The organism is Streptomyces sp. PA03-6a (genome assembly GCF_033792765.1).
Lineage (GTDB): Bacteria > Actinomycetota > Actinomycetes > Streptomycetales > Streptomycetaceae > Actinacidiphila.
The window spans coordinates 1-4,207 of record NZ_JARAVK010000445.1; the positions used below are offsets into that span (position 1 = coordinate 1).

The 4,207-nt window shown below is 73.7% G+C and carries 4 protein-coding genes and 1 pseudogene; 3 read left to right on the forward strand and 2 right to left on the reverse strand.

From position 1 onward, the window contains the following. Positions 1 to 872, forward strand: an 872-nt coding sequence (locus PV350_RS45075; protein WP_500339123.1) for a C40 family peptidase, incomplete at its 5' end; no start/stop codon positions are given. 198 nt (positions 873 to 1,070) lie between these two features. Further along, positions 1,071 to 1,763, forward strand: a complete 693-nt coding sequence (locus PV350_RS45080; RefSeq protein ID WP_500339124.1) for a phosphatase PAP2 family protein — start codon at positions 1,071 to 1,073, stop codon at positions 1,761 to 1,763. Between the two features lie 27 nt (positions 1,764 to 1,790). Here the strand turns inward: PV350_RS45080 and PV350_RS45085 are convergent, their stop codons facing one another. Both PV350_RS45085 and PV350_RS45090 read right to left on the reverse strand, forming a co-directional pair. Continuing rightward, a complete protein-coding gene (locus PV350_RS45085) occupies positions 1,791 to 3,350 on the reverse strand; it encodes an FAD-binding oxidoreductase (protein ID WP_499513098.1) in 1,560 nt (519 codons plus the stop codon). A gap of 103 nt (positions 3,351 to 3,453) precedes the next feature. Further along, positions 3,454 to 3,609, reverse strand: coding sequence for a hypothetical protein (locus PV350_RS45090; RefSeq protein ID WP_499513099.1), 156 nt, complete (start codon positions 3,607 to 3,609; stop codon positions 3,454 to 3,456). 87 nt (positions 3,610 to 3,696) lie between these two features. Between PV350_RS45090 and PV350_RS45095 the strand changes: the two are divergent. Next, positions 3,697 to 4,207: pseudogene (locus tag PV350_RS45095) on the forward strand (hypothetical protein); the annotation flags it as partial.

The window sequence follows — 4,207 nt, forward strand, 5'->3', positions numbered from 1 at the left end:
GGGCGGTGACGCTCGCCACGGGGGCGGTGCCGGCGGCGTACCAGGGCCTGGTGCAGAAGTGGGGGAATCTCTGCGGGGCCATCAACCCGGCGCTGCTGGCGGCGCAGCTCTACCAGGAGAGCGGCTGGAACCCGAAGGCGCAGAGCGCGGCGCAGGCGCAGGGGATAGCGCAGTTCATCCCCGGGACGTGGGCGACGCACGGCGTGGACGGGGACGGTGACGGGGACCGCGACGTGTGGGACCCGGCGGACGCCATCCCCTCGGCCGCCTCGTACGACTGCGAGCTGGCCGGCTACGTCAAGGACGTGCCGGGGAACCCGACGGAGAACATGCTCGCCGCGTACAACGCGGGTGCGTACCGGGTCATCCAGGCCGGCGGGGTGCCGCGGATCCGGGAGACGCAGAACTACGTCCGGATCATCACGACCCTGCAGAAGAGCTTCGCGGCGCCGGTGGGCCCGGTGGGGCCGTCGCGGCAGTCGGCGGGCGCGATCTACTACGCCCAGCAGAAGCTGGGGACGAAGTACCTGTGGGGCGGCAACGGCACGCCGGAGCAGGGCGGCCGGTTCGACTGCTCGGGCCTGACGAAGGCGGCGTACCACTCGGTGGGGATCGAGCTGCCGCGCGTGGCCAACGACCAGTGGAACGCCGGACCGCACCCGAAGCGGGACGAGCTGCTCCCGGGCGACCTGGTCTTCTTCGCGTACGACCTGACCGACCCGCGGTCCATCCACCACGTGGGGATCTACGTCGGCGGCGGCTACATGATCAACGCTCCCTACACGGGCGCGGTGATCCGCTTCGACAAGATCGACACCCCGGACTACATCGGGGCGACGCGCGTGACGGCGGCGGGCGCGGCGGCGGTGTGACCGTCGCGCCCGCCGCGGCGTCGCCGTGGGTGGACACCCGGCCCCGGCATGCGGGAACGTGTCTCCCTTCGATAACACCTTGGTGATCATCCGGTGGAGACCGGAACGCGACGTACCGTGCCGTCCGTTGGACGGGGGAGAATCAACTCCCACACGGACGTGCACGGGGGTGCGGCGGAAGAGAGTGAGGGGACACCGGTGGCAGAGCTCTCACTGGACGGCTCGAACCCCGACGTCAGTCTGCTCCGCGACATCAACGGGCTCGCGAAGGACGCCCCGCGCTGGTTCGACCGTGTGATGGAGGCCGTCGGCGAGTACGGCCTGATCCTGCTCATGGTGCTGATCGCCGGCTGGTGCTGGTGGCGCGTGGCGCGCCGCAGCGGCACCGAGGCGCCGACGGCCGTGGCGGGTGTGATCTGGGCCGGGCTGGCGGCGTCGATCGCGCTGGTGCTCAACATCCCGCTGCGGAACTTCGTGGACCGGCCCCGGCCCTTCGTGGACCACGAGGGCATCGACGTCCTGGTGAAGGGGAAGACCGACTTCTCCTTCGTCAGCGACCACGCCACCTTGACGATGGCCGTGGCGATGGGCCTGTTCATGGTCAGCCGCAAGTGGGGCCTGGCGGCCATCGCGGTCGCGCTGGCCGAGGGCTTCTGCCGCGTCTACATGGGTGTGCACTACCCCACCGACGTTCTGGGCGGCTTCGCCCTCGGCACGGCCGTCGCGCTGCTGCTGGCCCCGGCGGCGCTGGCCCTGCTGACACCGCTGACGAAGGCCCTGGCGGGGTCCCGCATCGGCGTGCTGGTGCAGGCGGCGCCCGGCCGGCCGGAGGCTCGCCGGGGCGAGCCCTACCCGGAGCCGTCGGCGGTCGACAAGGACCTGGCCGCCTGACGGCCGCCGCCGGCGGACGGGGCCTTGTTACAGGGCCTGCTGGAAGCTGAACAGCCGCGAGGGGTCGTAGCGGGTCTTCAGGCGGGTCAGCTTGCCGGCGGCCGAGCCGTAGTAGGCGGTGCGCCAGTCGGTCAGCGTGGCGTCGGTGTAGTTCTGGTAGGCGGCGCCGGAGGCGTGGCGGCGCATGGCCGTGTGGAGCCCGGTCAGCCAGCCCGTGGTGCCGGGGTTCTCTATGTACTGCGCCAGGAAGCGCGAGCGACGGTGCACGAAGGCGGTGGCCGTGGGCGCGACACGGTTGACGGCGCCGCCCAGTGCGGTGAGGGAGACGCTGCCGGAGCCGGAGCGGAGCCCCTCCACCTGGGACAGGAGGGTCTGGATGCCGGCGGCGGAGAGCGAACGGTCGTAGAAGTCCGAGCGGGCCGCGTAGGTCTCCCGGCCGAGCCGGCCGGAGGGGCTGCGACCCGGGGTGGTGCCGGGCAGGTGGCACTGGGCGGTGCTCAGGTTCGAGCAGCCCGCGTACGCGAGGGCGGCGTCGAGGTAGGAGCGCGGGTGCAGGGAGACGCTGCTCGCGGGGGCGCCGATGGTGTCGGCGAGCCGGTCGACGGCGTTCGCGAGCCCGTCGCGCGAGGTGATGCCCACGGTGGCGATGCTGATCTGCGGGGATCCGGTGCCCGACTTGTCCAGGTGCAGGGCGGACCAGATCTCGTCGGGCTGGGTGGGCCCCCACTCCTGCCAGGCGCGCAGGACGGCGGCGGCCTTGCTCCAGGGCCAGGTCAGGTAGCCGGTGACGACCTGCGGGGAGGCCTGCGTGTCGAACGTCAGCCGGGTGACCACGCCGAACTGGCCGCCGCCCGCGCCGCGCAGCGCCCAGAACAGCTCCGGGTTCTCGCTGGCGCTGCAGCGCAGCACCCGGCCGCCCGCGGTGACGATCTCGGCCCCGGTGAGGCTGTCGCAGGTCAGCCCGTACGCGCGGCTGAGCACCCCATGGCCGCCGCCGAGGGTGAGGCCGGATATGCCGACCGTCGGGCACGAGCCGGCCGGCAGGGTGCGCCCGCTCGCGCCGAGCTTGGTGTAGACGTCGATGAGCTTCGCCCCGCCCCCGATGGTCGCGGTGCCGCCGGACAGGCTCACCGAGGCCATGGACGAGACGTCGAGGACGAGCCGGCCCTTGCCGCCGGAGTAGCCGGCGTAGGAGTGCCCGCCGTTGCGGACCGAGACGGGGACGCCGGTGCGGCGGGCGAAGTCCAGGCACGCGCGGATGTCCTCGGTGCCGGAGACGTACGCCACGGCGGCGGGCCGCTGCCCGTCGAAGCGGGTGTTGTACAGCAGGCGTGCGGTGGCGTAGTCCGCGTCGTCGGGCAGGACGAGGCTGCCGTCCAGGGTGCGGCCGAGGGCCTTCCAGTCGGGGCGGGCGGTCGGCGAGGCGCTGGGTGACGCGGCGCCGCCGGCCGTCGTGGCGGTGCCGGGGGTGCCGGGCGCGGCACTGCCCGCGTGCGCGGGGCGACCGCTCTCGGGGGTGCAGGCCGTGGCCAGCCAGCCCGCCGCGGCGACGCCGGCGCCGCTGCGGATCAAGGTTCGTCGGTTCAAAGTGGGGCCTCCCGCTCCGCTTCCCCCGTGTGGTCGTCCGTGAGGACGGTGGGGAACAGGTGACCGGTTGCGGGTGGGGGATGTGACGTCCGTCGGGCCGCCGTCAGCCCTGCTCGTGGTCGGTGGCGTCGCGCCGGGCGCGGTCGCGCGCCCGGCGGGCCGGGCCCTGCCAGCCGCAGACGCAGGTCGCGCGGGAGAAGGCGCCCTTCTCGGTGGTGGTCGCCCGGTGCGCGGGCGGGGGCGGATCGCTGGGAGGCACGGAACAAAGCTACCGGCCGTGACGCGGTGCCCTGACCCTCGTTATGCCCGACGACGTCCGAGGCGCGGGTGCAGGGGGTTGGCGGAGATGGGGCAGCTCGGTCGGGCGACTGCGGCAGCCGTGGGTCTCGGGTTGTGCGCGCTGGCGGTGGCGGGGTGCTCGGCCGCCGGTGAGGCCGTCGAGGTGGACAGCGTCCCGGTCGACGCGCGGGAGACGCTGCGGCAGGCGGTGGACTCCCTGGCCGCCGCGGGCAGCTCGAAGATCGTCACGTCGATGGAGATGGCCAGCGGCGGCACGAAGATCGCCATCAGGGGCACCGGCTCCTTCGACTACGCCGAGCGCCGCGGCAGCCTCCAGGTCGTCCTGCCGCCGGACGCGGCCGGGGACGCCGAGCACGAGCCGGTCACGGAGCTGCTGACGCCCGGCGCCCTCTACATGAAGAACCGGGGCGAGGGCGTGCCCGCCGACAAGTGGGTGCGGGTCGACACCACGAGGCTGCCTGACGGCAACCTCGTCACGGGGGGCGCGACCGACCCCCTGGTGGCCGTGGAGCTGCTGCGGGGGGCGCGGGAGGTGCGGCAGACCGGGACGGGGACCC